At 37.2% G+C, this 18,441-nt stretch carries 19 protein-coding genes; 12 read left to right on the forward strand and 7 right to left on the reverse strand.

All coding sequences use genetic code 11. From position 1 onward, the window contains the following. Positions 1 to 35: 35 nt before the first annotated feature. The gene (locus tag AC3ANL_RS07850; protein ID WP_488328671.1) at positions 36 to 1,508 is read right to left on the reverse strand and encodes an aminotransferase class I/II-fold pyridoxal phosphate-dependent enzyme; all 1,473 of its coding nucleotides are present in this window, start codon (positions 1,506 to 1,508) and stop codon (positions 36 to 38) included. A gap of 214 nt (positions 1,509 to 1,722) precedes the next feature. Between AC3ANL_RS07850 and AC3ANL_RS07855 the strand changes: the two genes are divergently transcribed. Beyond that, entirely contained in the window at positions 1,723 to 2,682 is a 960-nt protein-coding gene (locus AC3ANL_RS07855) for an NAD(P)H-dependent flavin oxidoreductase (RefSeq protein WP_488328672.1), read from the forward strand. A gap of 42 nt (positions 2,683 to 2,724) precedes the next feature. Beyond that, positions 2,725 to 2,997: a UPF0223 family protein gene (locus tag AC3ANL_RS07860; RefSeq protein WP_488328673.1), complete on the forward strand. Its 273-nt coding sequence runs from the start codon at positions 2,725 to 2,727 to the stop codon at positions 2,995 to 2,997. A 109-nt stretch (positions 2,998 to 3,106) separates the two neighbouring features. Here AC3ANL_RS07860 and AC3ANL_RS07865 read toward each other — a convergent pair whose 3' ends face one another. Next, the gene (locus tag AC3ANL_RS07865) at positions 3,107 to 3,739 is read right to left on the reverse strand and encodes a YktB family protein (protein WP_488328674.1); all 633 of its coding nucleotides are present in this window, start codon (positions 3,737 to 3,739) and stop codon (positions 3,107 to 3,109) included. A 181-nt stretch (positions 3,740 to 3,920) separates the two neighbouring features. Between AC3ANL_RS07865 and AC3ANL_RS07870 the strand changes: the two genes are divergently transcribed. Both AC3ANL_RS07870 and AC3ANL_RS07875 read left to right on the forward strand, forming a co-directional pair. After that, positions 3,921 to 4,115, forward strand: coding sequence for a hypothetical protein (locus tag AC3ANL_RS07870; RefSeq protein ID WP_488328675.1), 195 nt, complete (start codon positions 3,921 to 3,923; stop codon positions 4,113 to 4,115). Positions 4,116 to 4,381: 266 nt separating this feature from the next. Then, complete coding sequence (locus AC3ANL_RS07875; protein WP_488328676.1) at positions 4,382 to 5,179, forward strand: inositol monophosphatase family protein; 798 nt, start codon at positions 4,382 to 4,384, stop codon at positions 5,177 to 5,179. 73 nt (positions 5,180 to 5,252) lie between these two features. On the opposite strand, the gene AC3ANL_RS07880 is transcribed toward AC3ANL_RS07875, so the two are convergent. Beyond that, entirely contained in the window at positions 5,253 to 5,438 is a 186-nt protein-coding gene (locus tag AC3ANL_RS07880) for a YlaF family protein (RefSeq protein ID WP_488328677.1), read from the reverse strand. A 178-nt stretch (positions 5,439 to 5,616) separates the two neighbouring features. On the opposite strand from AC3ANL_RS07880, the gene typA reads away from it, so the two are divergent. From typA to AC3ANL_RS07895, 3 genes are read left to right on the forward strand one after another with little or no spacing between them, the layout of a single operon-like run. Continuing rightward, on the forward strand, positions 5,617 to 7,455 hold the full coding sequence (gene typA, locus AC3ANL_RS07885) for a translational GTPase TypA (RefSeq protein WP_488328678.1): 1,839 nt from the start codon (positions 5,617 to 5,619) through the stop codon (positions 7,453 to 7,455). 17 nt (positions 7,456 to 7,472) lie between these two features. Beyond that, the gene (locus tag AC3ANL_RS07890) at positions 7,473 to 7,787 is read left to right on the forward strand and encodes a YlaH-like family protein (RefSeq protein ID WP_488328679.1); all 315 of its coding nucleotides are present in this window, start codon (positions 7,473 to 7,475) and stop codon (positions 7,785 to 7,787) included. A 13-nt stretch (positions 7,788 to 7,800) separates the two neighbouring features. Beyond that, positions 7,801 to 8,088 (forward strand): hypothetical protein, encoded by a 288-nt coding sequence (locus tag AC3ANL_RS07895; RefSeq protein WP_488328680.1) that lies wholly within the window; start codon positions 7,801 to 7,803, stop codon positions 8,086 to 8,088. A 55-nt stretch (positions 8,089 to 8,143) separates the two neighbouring features. Here AC3ANL_RS07895 and AC3ANL_RS07900 read toward each other — a convergent pair whose 3' ends face one another. Next, a complete protein-coding gene (locus AC3ANL_RS07900) occupies positions 8,144 to 8,344 on the reverse strand; it encodes a YlaI family protein (RefSeq protein ID WP_488328681.1) in 201 nt (66 codons plus the stop codon). Positions 8,345 to 8,514: 170 nt separating this feature from the next. Between AC3ANL_RS07900 and AC3ANL_RS07905 the strand changes: the two genes are divergently transcribed. Continuing rightward, positions 8,515 to 8,970, forward strand: coding sequence for a pyridoxamine 5'-phosphate oxidase family protein (locus AC3ANL_RS07905; RefSeq protein ID WP_488328682.1), 456 nt, complete (start codon positions 8,515 to 8,517; stop codon positions 8,968 to 8,970). 47 nt (positions 8,971 to 9,017) lie between these two features. Here AC3ANL_RS07905 and AC3ANL_RS07910 read toward each other — a convergent pair whose 3' ends face one another. Continuing rightward, a complete protein-coding gene (locus AC3ANL_RS07910) occupies positions 9,018 to 9,608 on the reverse strand; it encodes a YhcN/YlaJ family sporulation lipoprotein (protein WP_488328683.1) in 591 nt (196 codons plus the stop codon). Positions 9,609 to 9,822: 214 nt separating this feature from the next. Here AC3ANL_RS07910 and AC3ANL_RS07915 point away from each other — a divergent pair, with 214 nt between their 5' ends. Further along, positions 9,823 to 11,151 (forward strand): PhoH family protein, encoded by a 1,329-nt coding sequence (locus AC3ANL_RS07915; protein ID WP_488328684.1) that lies wholly within the window; start codon positions 9,823 to 9,825, stop codon positions 11,149 to 11,151. Positions 11,152 to 11,233: 82 nt separating this feature from the next. Here AC3ANL_RS07915 and AC3ANL_RS07920 read toward each other — a convergent pair whose 3' ends face one another. Then, positions 11,234 to 11,731 carry a peptidyl-prolyl cis-trans isomerase gene (locus tag AC3ANL_RS07920; protein WP_488328685.1) on the reverse strand — a complete coding sequence of 166 codons (498 nt, stop codon included), beginning with the start codon at positions 11,729 to 11,731 and terminating at the stop codon, positions 11,234 to 11,236. A 170-nt stretch (positions 11,732 to 11,901) separates the two neighbouring features. Between AC3ANL_RS07920 and AC3ANL_RS07925 the strand changes: the two genes are divergently transcribed. The 3 genes from AC3ANL_RS07925 to pyc all read left to right on the forward strand — a co-directional run bounded on the left by AC3ANL_RS07925 (position 11,902) and on the right by pyc (position 17,072). After that, on the forward strand, positions 11,902 to 12,183 hold the full coding sequence (locus AC3ANL_RS07925) for an Fpa/YlaN family protein (protein WP_488328686.1): 282 nt from the start codon (positions 11,902 to 11,904) through the stop codon (positions 12,181 to 12,183). Between the two features lie 175 nt (positions 12,184 to 12,358). Continuing rightward, on the forward strand, positions 12,359 to 13,564 hold the full coding sequence (locus AC3ANL_RS07930) for an FtsW/RodA/SpoVE family cell cycle protein (RefSeq protein ID WP_488328687.1): 1,206 nt from the start codon (positions 12,359 to 12,361) through the stop codon (positions 13,562 to 13,564). 64 nt (positions 13,565 to 13,628) lie between these two features. Further along, positions 13,629 to 17,072, forward strand: a complete 3,444-nt coding sequence (gene pyc, locus AC3ANL_RS07935) for a pyruvate carboxylase (RefSeq protein WP_488328688.1) — start codon at positions 13,629 to 13,631, stop codon at positions 17,070 to 17,072. 36 nt (positions 17,073 to 17,108) lie between these two features. Here pyc and AC3ANL_RS07940 read toward each other — a convergent pair whose 3' ends face one another. Continuing rightward, positions 17,109 to 18,017: a COX15/CtaA family protein gene (locus AC3ANL_RS07940; protein WP_488328689.1), complete on the reverse strand. Its 909-nt coding sequence runs from the start codon at positions 18,015 to 18,017 to the stop codon at positions 17,109 to 17,111. Positions 18,018 to 18,441 lie beyond the last annotated feature (424 nt).

Raw genomic sequence — 18,441 nt, forward strand, 5'->3', positions numbered from 1 at the left:
AACAGGATCCCTGATGGAATCCTGTTTTTTCTTATCTATTGGATAGCCTTATATTCTTTAATAACATGTATTGTTTTAATTTCATCATCCTCTGGGCCTTGAACAGGTAACCCAGCTTCTAGGTTTTTACGAATATAGTGAAGGTTTTCCTTTGTAATGATTTCACCAGGAATAAAAATCGGAATACCTGGTGGGTATACCATTACAAATTCTGCAATAATTCGGCCCTCTGATTCTTCAAAGGGAACGACTTCTGTCTCAGCATAAAATGCATCTCTTGGGGTTAAAGCAAGAACAGGGATTTCAGGCAGTAAAACTTCTACAGGTTCAATCTTCCCTGGACGATGTTCACATTCGCTGGCCAATTCTTTTAAAGCATTTACCAGAATGTTGCCTTCAACTTCTGTGTCTCCCAGTGAGATGATACAAAGGATGTTATAGAGGTCTGATAATTCAACTTCAATGTTATACTTTTCTCGTAGCCATTTTTCTACTTCATATCCGGTTAATCCTAACTCTTTTACAGAAATAATCAACTTAGTTGGGTCATAATCAAAAGTGGCCTTTGAACCCAATATTTCTGCACCGATGCAATGTAGATGTTCAATTTCATTGATTCTTTTGCGAATCGATTGTGATAATTGGATGGTCTTGTCAATTAATTCTTTTCCTTTAGTGGCTAACTGTTTGCGGGCAACATCCAACGATGCTAACAATAAATAAGAAGTCGACGTTGTTGTAAGCATGCTTAAGATTGATTGAACATGCTTAGCTGAAACAAGTCCTTCTTTCACATTAAGGATAGAGCTCTGTGTCATGGAACCACCAAGTTTATGAACACTTGTTGCTGCTATATCTGCTCCTGCCTGCATGGCTGACATTGGAAGCTCATCATGAAAATGAATATGGACACCGTGAGCCTCATCAACAAGGACAGGGACATGGTAAGAATGGGCAATTTCAACAATTTTCTTCAAATCTGCAGAAATTCCGAAATAGGTAGGATTAATCACCAACACACCTTTCGCATCCGGGTGTTGTTGCAGGGCTTTTTCTACTGAATCTGTTGTAATTCCGTGGGAAATCCCCAAATCCTTATCAATTTCTGGATGAATGAAAACAGGAATCGATCCCGAAAAGACAATCGCAGACATAACTGATTTATGAACATTTCTAGGAACAATTATTTTCTCTCCCGGTCCACAAACAGCCATGACCATGGCAATTATAGCTCCACTTGTTCCCTGAACAGAAAAGAAAGTACGATCTGCACCAAAGGCTTCAGCTGCTAAATCTTGTGCTTGTTTAATGATGCCTTTTGGTTGATGTAAATCATCGAGCGGAGCAATATTAATTAAGTCGATAGACAAGGCATTATCACCAATAAATTGGCGAAATTCAGAATCCATTCCGGCTCCCTTTTTATGTCCAGGAATATGGAATTGGACCGGATTTTTTTTTGCATGTTCTAATAAACCGCTAAATAACGGTGTTTGATTTTGTGACAATGATTACTACACCTCTTTATAAAAAAATGCTCTAAATATGTCGTTAAGAATAAACATAAAACAAAGGAATTATAGCACTATTCTTGGGCCTTGCATAGGATTAACGTACGAAATTCGATTATTTTCTTTGATTCAAGTTAGTTTTCCATATAGACAGGAAAATTAACCTTTGAAGACGAATTTACAAAATAAATTCTTTAAAGGGGGCATTCCTATGAATTGGAAAACACGAGTAACTGAAATCTTAAATATTCAATATCCGATTATCCAAGGAGGGTTAGCTTATTTAGCCTATTCTGAACTGGCTGCAGCTGTATCAAACGCTGGGGGACTTGGTCAAATTACGGCCATGTCTTTAGCAAATCCTGATCAACTTAGAGAAGAAATTCAAAAAGTTAAACAACTGACAGATAAACCGTTTGGAGTTAATTTTGCGATTGGACAGCATGGGAGATCATTTGCTGATTTCTTGCAGGTTGCTATTGAAGAAAATGTTCCTGTTGTCTCTATGACCGGAGGCAATCCTGCATCTATTTTTGAACAGTTAAAAGGTACACAGATCAAAACCCTTGTTTTAGTTGCTGCACGCAGGCAAGCAGTTAAAGCTGAAGAACTTGGAGCTGATGCAGTTATGGTAGTGGGACAGGAAGGGGGCGGTCACCTTGGCAGGGATGATATCGGAACGATGGTATTAATTCCACAAGTGGTCGACGCTGTTTCTATACCAGTGATTGCATCAGGTGGTATCGGGGACGCCAGAGGTCTTATGGCTGCACTAAGCTTAGGGGCCGAAGGGATTGAAATGGGAACAAGATTTATTGCAACCAAAGAGTGTGTTCATGCAAATGAGGTTTACAAACAAAGACTGGTGGAAGGCGGAGAATCAGACACGGTTATCATCAAACGAACAATAGGGGCACCAGCAAGGGCCCTCGCAAATACATGGACGGAAAAAATTCTTGAAATTGAAAGAAACAATGGTGGTTATGAGGAGTTAAAGGATTATATCAGTGGTACAGCTAATAAACGGTACATATATGATGGTGAGACTAGCCAAGGGTTTGCATGGGCTGGGCAGGTGATGGGTCTTATTAAGGACGTACCGGCAGTTGCAGTGCTATTTGAACGAATGATTAAAGAAGCAGAGGAAATCCGTGCAAAATGGGGAAAATAAAGGTATCATACAATTTAAGTTAAAAAGTAAGTAGGTGAAAGCGTGGAATACCAATACCCCATAGACTATACTTGGTCGACTGATGAAATCGTCGATGTGATTAAATTCTTTGAAGCAATTGAGAAGGCCTATGAAAAAGGAATCGAACGGGATGAGGTTATGAAGGCCTATAGGCGGTTTAAAGAAATAGTTCCCAGTAAAGCGGAGGAAAAAACGATTTGTGGTGAATTTGAAGAAATCAGCGGCTATTCGTCATATCGAACCATCAAGAAAGCAAAAGAGGCTTTATCTGGTGATAAAATCCTTATGAAATAATTAAGTGGATGCTCCCTTTGGGTCACCCCTCACTTAACAGAAAACATACCTTATATTAAAGGGTATGTTTTTTGTTTGAGGGGCAGAAACTTTGTTTCGGGAGATCCACTTATTTTATGTTCATTGCCAGTTTATATAGTGGAGCAACTTTTTTAAAGACTTCATCAATTTGGGTTACTAATCCTTCTGGACCTAACTGGATGGCCTGAGTGCGGTCCATGGTGAAACCGCATAATAATTCGGCCTTTTTTACATTTTGTAATCTGTTGAAATAAGAAAGTAAATCAGCTTTAGACAATTGGTCTTGTTTAACTGTATCAGGCTTTGTATGATCAACAGACCAGACAAAATCCTTTGGAATTTCTTTAGATATTTTCGCTGCTTTTTTCGAAAATCTTGCCCCTATTTCCTCTTTTTGTGGTGCTTCATAAATAACGGCAAACCAAATAAATAAATGGGTTTGCCATAAGCCAATTTGGAAATGGGGGAGCATTTTATATCCGCGCGGATTATTAGCAAAGGCAACCCAGGTATCCTTAGGCGGATTTATGGTCCGCCTTGCATGCTTGGCCACATGAACAAACATTTCATCACCCGTTAGGGCCGATAATGTGGGAGCAAAATATTCACCTAAGCCTTCTAGTTTGGGACGAATCGTACTTTTCAATGCTTCCATTCTTGGCTCTAAACCTTCTATTAAAAAGACATCAAAATCTTCATTTGTGAATCCAGTGAAATCCATTTTATTACCTCCACAACTGCAGTTTGTCAATTATTGTAGCATAAGAGATAAATTTCAAGAAGTTTGTTGCTCTTATAGGTGAACGCACATATTTGTTGCAACATATAAAGAAGACTCATATTATACAGTAAAAAATAATAATCTGAAAAATAAGATAAATCGACGAAAGGAGATGAGGAAGATGAAACAACTAATGAATACATCTCTAAAAAAAGCGGGGGAAAAGGAAAGAACAGCAGTATTAAGATTGGAAATGGATTATGAATTAGCTACCTTGTTTGAGGCCATCGAGGAAAAAAATGAAAAGAAAATGAAAGAATGCAAAAACAAATTAGAAAAAATTCGCCAGGAATTACTACGATTAAAAGCTCTTTGATTGGGTAGGATATTTATAATCAAAGGAGTAACAAATTGGAATGAGCGAGAGAAACATTGTTTATGGACTTATCTAAAACGGACTCCCAAATAGATTGAAAGGAGTTCGTTTATTATTGTACATATGTGTGATGACTTGAACGTACGATTGGCTAAAAGTTGATGTGTTCCATTATTTTGATTAAGCTAGAGGTACATTAAATTGACAGTCATGTTTTATACTACATTCATTGAAATCAAGAATATAGTTCGGGGTGGAGGAGAGTTATGATCTGGGAAAAAATTGACGCCCATGCAAAGCAATGGGTACAAGAGGCTGGAGATAAAATTCGTTTATCTTTTGAAAAGACGTTAAATATTGAGACAAAATCGAATCCTAATGATTTGGTAACTAATATAGATAAGGAAATTGAACAATTTTTTATCCATAAAATTAGGGAAGTTTATCCAGACCATAAAATTATGGGGGAAGAGGGATTCGGTGACGAACTTAATAGCCTCGATGGTATCGTCTGGCTAATTGATCCAATCGATGGAACAATGAATTTTATTCACCAACAAAGGAACTTTGCGATTTCAATAGGGGTTTATGAAAATGGAATCGGTAAAATTGGACTTATTTATGATGTTGCCCATAATGAGTTGTATCATGCCATTCGGGGTGAAGGGGCGTATTTAAATGGAAAACGGCTTCCATCACTTCAAGAAACAACCGTAAAGGAATCTATTATTGCCCTTAATGCAACTTGGGTGATGGAAAACCACCGAATTGATCACAATTTAATGATCCCTTTGATAAGAGACGCAAGGGGTTCAAGATCCTATGGGACCGCGGCCCTTGAAATGGTTTTTGTCGCAACAGGAAGGATTGATGCGTATATTTCAATGCGATTATCACCATGGGATTTTGCGGCCGGTACCGTGATAGTCGAAGAACTTGGTGGAATTGTAACCAATTTAAGAGGAGAACCACTTGATTTTCTTTCCCAAGATTCACTTTTTGCTGCAAAGCCAGGATTGCATCAAGCGATATTAAAAGATTATCTAAAAAACGGAAAATACTAAACCTAAAGAGGCTGTATCAAAATAATGGGTCAGACCCTTTTGATACAGCCTCTTTTATTAAAGGAATTTTATATTAAAGTTCCCCATTTTCCCGCATTCTTCTTTTTGTTTTGAAACCCATCCCCATGATCACAGTGACAGCAACAATACAGCCGATTATCCCAATTACGCTTTGTTCGCTGATGGCAATGCCAATTCCCATGATACAGACTGCAGCAAGTATTGCATAAATAAGCAATGGCCATTTCACATTATTCATATTTACATACCCCTTTGAAATGAAAACAGTCCAGATTTGAACTGTATTTCTAGTTTATTTTATATTTTACATAAAAACATTTCAGGTTTCCACTTTAATTATGGTATAATGTTTTAGTTGTATATGAAAAACTACAAATAGAAGTTATTTTTATGAATATAGGCAGGAGTGGAATTTTTTGAATATAAGAAATGATATCCGTAATATTGCAATCATTGCTCACGTTGACCATGGTAAAACTACATTGGTTGACCAATTGTTAAGACAATCAGGAACATTTCGTTCTAACGAGCATGTAGAAGAACGTGCGATGGACTCCAATGATTTAGAAAGAGAACGCGGAATCACGATTCTCGCTAAGAATACAGCCATCCAGTATAAAGATACTCGTATCAATATTTTAGATACTCCAGGACACGCTGATTTTGGCGGAGAAGTAGAACGGATTATGAAAATGGTTGATGGAGTTTTACTTGTAGTCGATGCATATGAAGGTTGTATGCCTCAAACTCGTTTTGTCCTAAAAAAGGCATTGGAACAAAATTTAACTCCAATTGTTGTTGTCAATAAAATTGACCGTGACTTTGCTCGCCCAGCTGAAGTAATTGATGAGGTATTGGATTTATTTATTGAACTTGGTGCAAACGAAGATCAACTTGAGTTCCCAATCATTTATGCATCAGCCATCAATGGTACAGCAAGCACAACTCCAGAAAAGCAAGACGAAAACATGAAATCATTATATGATGCAATTGTTGAGTATATCCCTGCACCAATTGATAATCGTGATGAACCATTGCAATTTCAAGTAGCACTTCTTGATTACAATGATTTTGTTGGCAGAATTGGGATTGGACGTGTTTTCCGTGGAACCATTCATGTAGGTCAACAAGTTGCCCTAATGAAATTAGATGGTTCCGTAAAACAATTCCGTGTTACCAAGATTTTTGGCTTCTTTGGTCTAAAACGTCAAGAAATTCAAGAAGCAGTAGCAGGTGACTTAATCGCTGTTTCAGGTATGGAAGATATTAATGTTGGTGAAACGGTTACTCCAATTGAACATCAAGAAGCATTACCAGTTTTACGTATTGACGAACCGACACTGCAAATGACCTTTGCTGTAAACAATAGCCCATTTGCTGGTCGAGAAGGTAAATATTTAACTTCAAGAAAAATTGAAGAAAGACTTCTTGCTCAATTGCATACAGATGTAAGTTTACGTGTTGAAAACACAGATTCACCAGATGCTTGGATTGTATCCGGCCGCGGTGAACTTCACTTATCAATTTTAATTGAAAATATGCGTCGTGAAGGCTATGAACTTCAAGTATCAAAACCTGAAGTTATTGTTAAAGTTATTGACGGTGTTCGTTGTGAACCGGTTGAGAGAGTACAAATTGATGTTCCTGAAGAGCATACAGGTTCTGTAATGGAATCCATTGGTGCCCGCAAAGGAGAAATGCTTGATATGATCAATAATGGATCTGGTCAAGTACGATTAGTTTTCAATGTTCCTGCTCGTGGCTTAATTGGGTATACAACAGAGTTCTTAACGATGACACGCGGTTATGGAATCATCAATCATACCTTTGATAGTTACCAGCCAATGCTTCAAGGTCAGGTTGGCGGAAGACATCAAGGCGTTCTTGTTTCAATGGAATCTGGTAAGGCTTCAACATATGGCATCATGCAAGTAGAAGATCGAGGTACGATTTTCGTTGAACCGGGTACTGAAATTTATGAAGGTATGATTGTTGGTGAAAACACGCGTGAAAATGACATTACAGTTAATATAACAAAAGTAAAACAGGCAACAAATGTCCGTTCAGCCAACAAAGATCAAACATCAGTTATTAAAAAACCACGGATCATGACATTAGAAGAGTCATTAGAATATTTAAATGATGATGAATATTGTGAGGTTACGCCGGAATCTATTCGTCTTCGTAAGAAAATTCTAGATAAAAATGAACGTGAAAAATCGGCTAAAAAGAAAAAACATGCTGAATTAAGTTAAGTAATGAGGTGCACGCTGTGGAAGAATTAAAATCCCTCTCGCCAAGTTTAAGATTTTTTATTGAGCTTACCAATATCGAAACGGGTGTATTGCTACAGTATTTCTTTATTGTCATTTTGTCGGCTATTGTCTACAAGTTAGGCTTTGCAAAAAAATTGCCTCTTTTGAAAAACATTGTAATATATTTCTGTCTTTGCATCGGATGCTTGTTATTGTTGTTTTTTTCCTATGCATTACCAATAGCAGAAGGCTTAGGTATAGCGGCGTTAATTTTAATTATTTATAAAATTCGTCTGCATCAATCAAAAAAGCATGAGGTTGAAGCAAAATAACGGGGGGGAGAAAATGAAATCCTTACAGGATGCACTTTATAATTGGCTTACGATAAAGGTAGTGTGCGATGCTCGTCCTGATGATACAGCTGCCTTGGAAACACGCGATTTCTTTGAAGAGATGTTAACAACACAACATCATGTTTCAAACATTGAAACTACAAGTGATGATGTGATGTATTATGTTTCGTACCAACAAGGGGAAGAAACAAAAAAGACGCGTTATTCGCGTGAATTAATTGACATCATGCTTAATCAAATCAATCTTGAACCAGAAAAGTTTGAAAATTATCCAGTATAAGAAGTTAAAAAAAAGAGGATGTCTTGGACATCCTCTTTTTTTTAACGAAAATTTGTTACCATTCATCTTTCTCGGATTTTGGACGATATAATCGAAAATTTCCTGTTTCAATGCGTGCATTTGTTTTTTTAGTTATTCTTGTGCTGCAGTCATTGCACATATATGTATGGATCGGACGATTGCGAAGTTGCTTGGCTATTAACGATTCATCTTCTATCGCTTCAATTTTATCGCAAATTACACACTTAACTCTCATTCAAGCACCTCTTTAACTTTCTGAAAAAGGAATGTTTGTATTATAGTATATCATGATTGTTCACATACTGGAAAATCAATTGATTAGAGTTGAGGAAAAATAGGGATAGTAGTAATATGAAAATATCTGTTTTCAACAGAGGGTAGGAAATAGTAAAGGGGTTGTGTAATATGGCAAATCAAGTAGAACCAAAACTAATAAAGCCATTATATGATGGAATGCAAAAAGAGAGGTATGTAACTTTAGCTACAATCGATTTTGAAACAGGCGGGCCAAATGTTAGTGCTATCTCCTGGGTGTTAGCTAAAGATGAGAGTACCATCTATTTTGCAGTAGATAATCGATCTCGAATTATCGAGAATATTAATAAAAATAATATGGTTGTCATTAATTTGATAGCAAATGAATCTACATATTCTATTCAAGGGGAAGCACATGTAAAAGAAGATCGTTTAGCCAATGTTCCATTAAAGCTGGCATTGATTGAAGTTTCGATAAGAGAAGTTAGAGATGTCATGTTTTACGGATCCAGGATTGTTACGGAAGTACAGTATGACAAAACATATGACAAAAATGCGGCTCAAAAACTAGATAATCAAGTAATGGAAGCAATGAGAAAAGCTTAGTCCACCCCGGGACTAAGCTTTTTTTAAAATATTTTTTGGTTGTACATCTATTTATGGTGATTTGATTGATCTTCCTGTTCCTTTTTTAGCTTTTTTTCTTCATTTGCCGGAAGCTTATTATCAGGTTTTTCAGTTGCGTTTTTGGGGCTTGGGGTGATAATGTCTCCTGGAATTTCAGGCATTAATCGACCTGCAACATCTGCAAGTTCCTCCATAACTCCTTGGATAGGCCTTCCTTTTTCTATATCTGCTTGTATTTCTTTTAATCGTTGGGTTGTATCGGCATCGGCAACAACTACCGCTTTTGCACCATAAGGGTCCTTTCTCAGGCTCTCTGCAACAGAATACTTAATCGAGCCAACTTGTGATCGATCAATTTTGGCATCTACATCAATCCCCACAATGGCATATCTGCCTAAAACCACAGCGGTAGCATCATTTACATTTGGAATACTTGTCGCAAGACTAACTAAACGCTTGGAAATTTCCTGTCCAGTTTTACGGTCAACACTTTCAATATAACTGTTTTTAACATTTACTAATGACTGATTATTATTTTTAGCCATCTCTTTCTGGGTGCCGAAACTGCATCCGGCTAATAATAAACTGATTACAACTGAGAACAATAGTATTTTCATTTATTAACCACCTCCAAGAAGATAAATGATGTAAAGGTAAAAAAGACGGTGCAGCAATCTTTCATACAAGTTGTGTGGTCTCATTTACAATTATTGTGCGGAACGCCTTCTATCTTTATTCCAATAAACATATATTTTACCAAAGTCCATTCTAGCAAAGGGTTGTTGATTCTTTTTTAACAAGCCATACACCAGTGAAGCAGGAGGCGTCGCTTTGAGTAAAATATACGTGTTAGATACAAATGTCTTACTACAAGACCCGTATTCCATTTTTTCATTTGAAGAAAATGAAGTTGTTATTCCGGCAGTGGTCCTGGAAGAAGTGGACTCAAAGAAAAGATATATGGATGAGGTTGGTAGAAATGCAAGGCATGTATCTAGATTAATTGATGGTCTGAGGGCCTCAGGAAAACTTCATGAGAAAATCCCGCTTGAGAATGGAGGCTCCATTAGAATTGAATTAAACCATCGATCCTTTCACGAGCTTCAGGATATTTTTATTGAAAAAACTAATGATAACCGCATTCTTGCGGTAGCAAAGAATTTATACTTAGAGGAACAAGCGAAGGAAAATGGCAAACCTGTCATAATTGTTAGTAAAGATGCCTTAGTGCGAGTAAAAGCAGATGCGATTGGTTTAACGGCTGAAGATTTTTTAAACGACCGTGTGGTGGAAGTAGAACATATCTATACCGGATTTTATGAAATTCTCCTTCCGATTGAATTATTAGGCCGTTTTTATGAAAAAGGAGAATTATCTCTTTCAGAGGTTGCTAACCACCCATTTTATCCTAATCAGTTCCTCATTATGAAAGATGTCCTAGGAGGTTCTGCATCAGCAATAGGCATGGTAGACAAAACAAGTAAAAAAGTTAAAAGACTAACCTTAAACCAAGAACATGTGTGGGGGATTCACTCAAGAAATGTGCAGCAGACGATGGCGATTGAATTATTGTTACGTAAGGATATTCCACTTGTTACGTTAATTGGAAAAGCGGGTACAGGCAAAACACTACTTGCACTTGCTGCAGGTTTAATGCAAACGGAGGATTTCAGAGAGTATAAGAAGTTATTAGTTGCTCGTCCAATCGTCCCTGTAGGGAAGGATTTGGGATTCCTGCCAGGTGAAAAACAAGAAAAGCTCAGACCCTGGATGCAGCCAATTTACGATAACTTAGAATATCTGTTTAATACTAAAAAGCCAGGAGAACTTGATGCAATATTGGCTGGGATGGGCTCAATAGAAGTAGAGGCATTAACGTATATTCGCGGCAGAAGTTTACCAAAGCAGTTTATAATTATTGATGAAGCTCAAAACTTAACCAAGCATGAAGTGAAAACTATCTTAACCCGGGTAGGTGAGGAAAGCAAGATCGTGTTAATGGGTGACCCGGAACAAATTGATCATCCATATCTTGATGCCTATAACAATGGATTAACCTATGTTGTAGAAAAGTTTAAGGATCAAGATATTTCCGGCCATGTAAAACTACTAAAAGGGGAACGATCTGGGCTGGCACGGCTTGCGGCTGATTTATTATAGTAAATTATTATAGTAACAAACGGGCGCCATACTATGGCGCCTGTTTGTTACTATTTGGCAAAATTCCTCACTGAAGGAAGTCTTACTTTATTTTAAAACCAGTTACATTTTTAATAGGGCTTTCCTGATTGGAACCGTCACCAAAGTAGAGATGAACAGGTCCATCGGCTGATAATGGCTGCCCGTTATTTGAATATCCTAAAATGAATTCATATGCTAGTTCAAGCGAAAATTCATGATCTTCCTTTGTCGTCTGTACAATGAGGCGATTTGCATTTTTTTCCGGTTCGGCATTTAACAAAAATGGTTTTAAGGGAATTCCAAAAGTGCCAGTTAATACCTTTTCTTTTTCGAATTTCTTTTCGGTTTTTAATGTTGGAGGATAGATGGCCCCTTCCATTATTTCACGATCCCAATGCTTTGAAACTGCCTTTGTATAAGCCTCTTGGGAATCTTCATTTTCCTTTTGTTTCCATGAGTAAGTAGTTAAATCAATACGACGATCATCAAATATCCAGACACCTGGATCTAGTGTGATCGTATATTTCACTTTTCCTGATATAATGATGATATTTTCCATCTTCAATACCCCCTAAAGTCTAACCATGTTTAAGTATATCTTTTTTTGATTGGATTGTCATAAAAGTAACTCCTTTTGGTAATATCCTTCATTCTTCTTGCAATTTTCAGTTGTAAACGGTAAAATTTATAGATAAGTTGAATTATCGCTCTGAAATGGGGGGATTAGTGTTGGCGTCTGAAATGATCGTGAATCATCAGGAAAAAGCCTTAGCTTTATTACAGGGTGACGCTGAAAAGATATTAAAGCTTATCAAAGTGCAAATGGACAATCTCACGATGCCTCAATGTCCTCTTTATGAAGAGGTGTTGGATACACAAATGTTTGGCCTTTCAAGAGAAATAGACTTTGCTGTTCGATTAGGCTTAATAGATGGTAAGGATGGAAAAGCAATTTTAGATCAATTAGAGAGAGAGCTATCTGCGCTTCATGATGCATCCTTAAAAAAATAATGGTTAAGAACTCAAACAATGGCCGGAAATTGTTTGGGTTTTTTATTACTGCTGTAAGATATTAAAAAATTCTTTATTAAAATATTGTAACAAATGGTTTTTTCCTCAAGTAATAACACTCATTTTCTATTATAATAGAGTGTATATATTAATCCTGAAAATGAGGATGTCGTACATGGTCAAAAAAATATTGAAATCATATGATTATACGTTAATTATTGCCATTACCCTTTTGTGTGCTTTTGGGCTTGTAATGGTTTATAGTGCCAGCATGGCTTCAGCTGTGCAACGATATGATGTCCCGCCTGATTATTTTTATCAAAAACAAAAAGAGTGGCTTGTGTATTTTTTTGCAATCTTCTTTGTTTTTGCAAGTGCTCCCTACAAAATCATGAAAATGACAAAATGGTTTCAGGTTCCAATGGTAATGGGATCAATTTTGTTACTAGTAGGGCTCTTTCCGTTTGGACATACTGCCGGAAACGCACAAAGTTGGTATTCGATAGGTTCTTTTCGTTTGCAACCCGCTGAGTTTGTGAAACTTACGGTAATCATCTATTTGGCAGCTGTCTATGCTAAGAAACAGGCCTATATTAATCAATTTAATAAAGGTGTTTTGCCTCCACTAGTTTTTCTTTTTATCGTATGTGGATTAATAGTATTACAGCCCGATTATGGTACGGCGATCATTATTGCCGCTATTGCTGCTACAATCATTTTTTCATCTGGGATGAATTTTAAAAGCATCTCGAAATTACTTATCATGGCTCTGATTGTTATATTGCCTATTGCCTTTGTAGCAAGAGATGCTATATTCTCAGAGAAGCGGATGAGCCGGATTTCTGTATTAGAGAATCCGTTTGCTGACGCTCAAAATGCCGGCTTTCACTTAGCGAACTCATATATAGCAATTGGTTCTGGAGGGGTAAATGGATTAGGTTTGGGAAAAAGTATTCAAAAACTCGGGTACTTACCAGAATCTCATACAGACTTTATTATGGCTGTTATTGCAGAAGAGTTAGGTATTTGGGGTGTTGGCTTTGTCATTATCCTATTGGCCTATATTGTTTTACGAGGAATTTATATAGGTTTGCAATGCAAGGACCCTTTTGGAAGTCTGCTAGCGATTGGAATTTCCAGTATGATTGGAATACAGTCTTTTATCAATCTAGCAGGTGTTTCCGGATTGATTCCACTGACAGGAGTTACCCTCCCATATATTAGCTATGGGGGATCGTCGCTATTAATGCTTGCAGCTTCAACTGGAATTCTTGTGAATGTGTCGATGTTTGTTAAATTTGAAAAAAAATACAAACATCAAAAGCAAGAACAAATGGGCAAAAAGTTAAAATCTCAAGACGGAAAGTTATACTATTTGTAATGAAAACGCGGGGGAAAGCAATCCCTTGCGTTTTTAAAAATACATAGAATATGAGGTGCTTTACGTGACAAGACAGATAAATAAAGTATTAGTAGCCAATCGAGGAGAGATTGCAATAAGGGTTTTTCGCGCTTGTACTGAACTGAATATTCGGACTGTTGCTATTTATTCAAAAGAAGACTCGGGTTCCTACCATCGCTATAAAGCAGATGAAGCCTACTTAGTAGGGGAAGGGAAAAAACCGATAGATGCTTATTTAGACATTGACGGAATTATTTCCATCGCCAAAAAAAGCGGAGTAAATGCCATTCATCCCGGTTATGGCTTTATGTCAGAGAACATTCATTTTGCCAAACGTTGTGAAGAAGAAGGCATTATTTTTATCGGTCCCACGTCCACTCACCTTGATATGTTTGGTGATAAGGTAAAAGCAAGAAGACAAGCTGAACTTGCTAATATCCCGGTAATACCTGGAAGTGCTGGTCCAGTAAGTAGCGTACATGATGTTGAAGAGTTTGCAGATGAACATGGATTTCCACTTATTATTAAGGCCTCTCTTGGTGGCGGTGGTCGTGGAATGAGAATTGTTAAATCTCGTGAAGAAATTCACGAAGCGTTTGAACGGGCAAAATCAGAAGCAAAGGCAGCGTTTGGCAATGATGAAGTATATCTTGAAAAATTAATTGAAAACCCAAAACATATTGAGGTTCAAATCATTGGGGATCTACATGGGAATATTGTACATCTATATGACCGGGATTGTTCTGTTCAAAGACGTCATCAGAAAGTAGTGGAGGTTGCCCCAAGTGTGTCGATCTCCAATGACCTACGTGAGCAGATTTGTCAAGCAGCTGTAAAATTGATGAAAAATGTGGATTATTTAAATGCTGGAACGGTCGAGTTTCTTGTTTCTGGAAATAATTTTTATTTTATTGAAGTGAATCCTCGTGTTCAAGTTGAACACACCGTAACAGAATTGGTAACAGGTATTGATATTGTTCAAACACAAATATTGGTTTCCGAAGGTCATGACTTGCACGGTCCCATTATCGGAATTCCAACACAAGAGAAAATCCAATTGAATGGATTTGCAATCCAGTCCCGTGTTACAACGGAAGATCCACTTAATAATTTTATGCCTGATACAGGGAAAATTATGGCCTATCGTTCAGGTGGAGGCTTTGGAGTACGTCTTGATGCAGGAAATGGTTTTCAAGGTGCTGTCATCACACCATACTATGATTCCTTGCTCGTTAAACTCTCTACGTGGGCATTAACCTTTGAACAGGCCGCAGCTAAAATGGTTCGAAACCTCCAGGAATTTAGAATAAGAGGGATTAAAACCAATATTCCCTTTTTAGAAAATGTTGTTAAGCATGAGAAATTTAGAAATGGTGAATATGATACTTCCTTTATTGATACAACACCTGAGTTATTTATCTTTCCTGTCAGTAAAGACCGAGGGACAAAGATGCTCAGTTACATTGGCACGGTGACTGTAAATGGTTTTCCGGGTGTTGAGAAAAAGAAAAGACCTGTATTTTCTAAGCCGAGGATTCCGGCATTAGAATATAATTTTCCTTATCAAGAAGGGACAAAACAAATTCTAGATAAGCATGGAGCGGATGGACTTGTGCAATGGGTGAAAGACCAAAAGCAAGTCTTATTAACAGATACCACTTATCGAGATGCCCATCAATCTTTATTAGCGACTAGAATGCGGACAACAGATATTGTCCATATTGCTGAACAGACTGCTAAACTATTGCCAAATATGTTTTCATTTGAAATGTGGGGCGGTGCAACATTTGATGTTGCGTATAGATTTTTAAAAGAAGACCCATGGGATCGATTATTAACACTTCGTGAAAAAATTCCTAATGTACTGTTACAAATGTTATTTCGTGGAGCAAATGCGGTTGGCTATAAAAATTATCCAGACAATGTCATAAGAGAATTTGTAAATCAATCTGCAGCAGCTGGGATAGATGTATTCCGAATTTTTGACAGCTTAAACTGGGTAAAGGGAATGGAAGTAGCCATTGATGCAGTACGACAGACAGGGAAAATTGCTGAAGCATCGATTTGTTATACAGGAGATATTTTGGACCCTGCCCGAACAAAGTATAATGTAGAATACTATAAAAACTTAGCAAAAGAGTTAGAAAAACAAGGAGCCCATATATTAGCCATTAAGGATATGGCAGGCTTGTTAAAGCCAGAAGCTGCTTATCGTTTAGTTTCAGAATTAAAAGAGGCAGTTGATATCCCAATTCACCTTCATACACACGATACAAGTGGAAATGGTATTTTTACTTACGCACGTGCCATCGAAGGCGGAGTGGATATTGTCGATACAGCTATAAGTACTATGGCAGGATTAACGTCACAGCCGAGTGCGAATTCTTTATTTTACGCACTTGAAGGAACCTCTCGAAAACCCAAAATAAGTATTAATGCATTAGAAAAATTATCTTACTATTGGGAGGATGTTCGCAAGTATTATCAGGATTTTGAAAGTGGAATGATCTCACCACATTCAGAAGTATACCAGCATGAAATGCCGGGCGGACAATATAGTAATCTTCAACAACAGGCAAAGGCCGTCGGACTTGGGGAGCAATGGGAAGTAGTAAAAGATATGTATTCCCGTGTAAATAAAATGTTCGGTGATATTGTAAAGGTGACACCATCATCCAAGGTTGTTGGGGACATGGCACTGTTCATGGTTCAAAATGAGTTAACAGAAGGGGATGTGTTGTCAAAGGGACAGTCACTTGATTTTCCTGACTCTGTTGTTGAATTATTTGAAGGATTCTTGGGACAGCCATACGGAGGATTTCCGGAAGAATTGCAAAAGGTCATTTTAAAAGGGAAGAAACCGTTAGAGGTACGACCAGGGGAGTTACTTGAGGCAGTGGATTTCTCGAAGCTGAAGGAAGAACTTTTTGAAGCGCTTGGCCGACAAGTAACATCCTTTGAGATTATTGCTTATGCACTTTATCCAAAGGTGTTTATGGAATATATGAAGACAGTGGACTTATATGGGAATATTTCCATGCTTGATACACCAACATTCCTTTATGGGATGAGACTTGGTGAAGAAATTGAAGTGGAAATTGAAACGGGTAAAACCCTGATTGTTAAGCTTGTGTCAATTGGTGAGCCTATGGCAGATGGCACAAGAATTGTTTATTTTGAGTTAAATGGGCAGCCACGAGAAGTGTTAATTAAGGATGAAAGTATTAAATCTACCGTTATATCAAGATTAAAAGCTGATGCGAAAAACGAAGAACATATTTCAGCCTCCATGCCGGGAACAGTTATTAAAGTGCTAGTTGAAAAAGGTGAGAAAGTTGAACGCGGTGACCATTTAATGATCACAGAAGCAATGAAGATGGAAACGACCGTTCAAGCTCCTTTTTCAGGAATTGTGAAGGATGTTTATGTATCTAATGGAGAGTCAATCCTAACAGGGGATTTATTACTTGAATTGACAAAAGGCTAAATAAGAAAGAGGATGTCTGTGGTGACATCCTCTTTCTTATTGATGATTTCGCCTAGATCTTGAATAAAGCAGGAGAAAATAACTTAGTAGACCAAACAAGCATGTAATAAAGAAAGCGTGTAGGAGCGCGATTAAGAGATTTAACCTAGTAAAAATAATCAATGCCCCTGCAATAACTTGGAGGGAAACAAGAATGAAAGAGATCGTCCAGCCCCAATAAAGAACCTTTTGCTCCTTGTAATGGCGTACGGCCAAATAAAATATATAACCAATCCAGATAAAAATAAGTCCAGCGGCAGCACGATGTCCCATTTGCACCCATTCATAGATGTTGGTTGGTAATGAAAATGAACCATTTGAGCATAAAGGCCAATCGAGACAAACGAGGCTAGCCTTCATATGGCGGACCAAAGCCCCAGTGTAAATAACAAGGTAGCTATAAATCGAAATACTAACGATATGAAAGCCCATCCGCTTATCAATGTATAGCTTGTCTGCGTCAAACTTCTTATCAATTTCAAAAATTAACAATGTTAATAAGAAAACCGAAGCAAATGAAATGAGCGATATTCCAAAATGCAATGCAAGAACAAAACTGGATTGTCCCCATTTAACTGCGGCAGCCCCAATTAATGCTTGTAAAAGTAAAAAGAAAAAAGATAGTATGGAAAGAAACTTGGTTTCTCTAATATGGCCAATTGCTTTCCATGACCAAACTGAGAGTACAAGTACCATAATGCCGCCTAGGCCAGAGACGAGACGATGTGCAAGCTCAATCACTAATTCAGGCGTTATTTCTAATGGGAGAAATTTACCATTACATAATGGCCAGGATCTCCCACAGCCCATTCCAGAGCCAGTCTTGGTCACAAGTGCACCACCTAATAAAATAAAAATCATTGCAATGGTAGTTGCAACTGCGAACCACTTTAAATAACGTCGCAAAAAAATTCACCTCTTAAAAAAGTTCAATAATTTGTCATTGGATTATCCTGACAGTATAATAAATGGGAAAAGTAACTAAAATGAAAAGTCCTTATTAATCATAACGAATAAAAACAAAAAAGAACAGAATTTCAGCATAGATTTTTAGAGAAGTTAATAAATAACAAATAAAATGAATAATATCTACATTCCACTATTATTATAGTGAAAATAGTTGAAACTACAGTTTAAGTCTGTTAGTAATGTAAGAAGGGCTGAATATTTAAATATATCTATTTATGTTTTTAATGGGTATTGGACTTTTTTAGACAAAATGCTTGAAATTACCCTTGATCTAAGAAAAAATTAGACAAATTAATACATGAATAGACACAAAAAGGTTAGTTCCCCAACTGAATTTGACTATTGTCACAATTTAGTTAAA

Source organism: Neobacillus sp. DHD-1R (genome assembly GCF_057747995.1).